The sequence below is a fragment of the Acinetobacter entericus genome (assembly GCF_026168575.1).
GTDB classification, from domain to species: domain Bacteria; phylum Pseudomonadota; class Gammaproteobacteria; order Pseudomonadales; family Moraxellaceae; genus Acinetobacter; species Acinetobacter bouvetii.
The window spans coordinates 1-531 of sequence record NZ_JAPEQW010000134.1 but is presented as its reverse complement, the minus strand read 5'-3'; the positions used below and the strand labels follow the sequence as shown (position 1 = coordinate 531).

Sequence of the window (531 nt, the reverse complement as noted above, 5' to 3'; positions counted from 1 at the left end):
TGAGATAATTCAACAGTGTGAAAAAAAGGATTTAAGCACTCAAATTCATCACGCAAAGTTTTTAGAGTAACTTTCACGAAACGAGTATCAGCCTGCATACTTGAAATCGGCATTGTGTAACTTACTGCACCCGTGACGTTTGCATTTGTAGTTGCTAACTCAGTCTGATTTTCATCAAGCTGCGTTAGAATTAAATGTGTTTGAGTGCCAGGTTCGATAGTCACACCTCCATCAAACCACCCTAATATCTCTCCGCCAGTTTGCTGTACACGATTGCGGTCTACCCAAGTCAAAATCAAATCCGTTTCAATTTCTTGTGGGAAATATTCATTGTTAATTTTTACATTCGCGGGCGAATACGGCCTGAATGCGCGTGCATTCATTTCAATAGCAATTGATCCGTTTAACTCTTGCAGACCTGACGGTGTCGCCGTCAGTGCAGAAACTAGAACTTCTTCGCCCGCGATATATTCGGTTTGATCATAAGCAACATCATTGCCGCAGAAATAAAGCTTTGTATAAATACCCCAA

The 531-nt window shown here is 41.1% G+C and carries 1 pseudogene; it reads right to left on the bottom strand.

Going from position 1 to position 531, the window contains the following annotated elements:
* A pseudogene (locus tag OKC24_RS19905) lies at positions 1 to 531 on the bottom strand (phage tail protein); the annotation flags it as partial.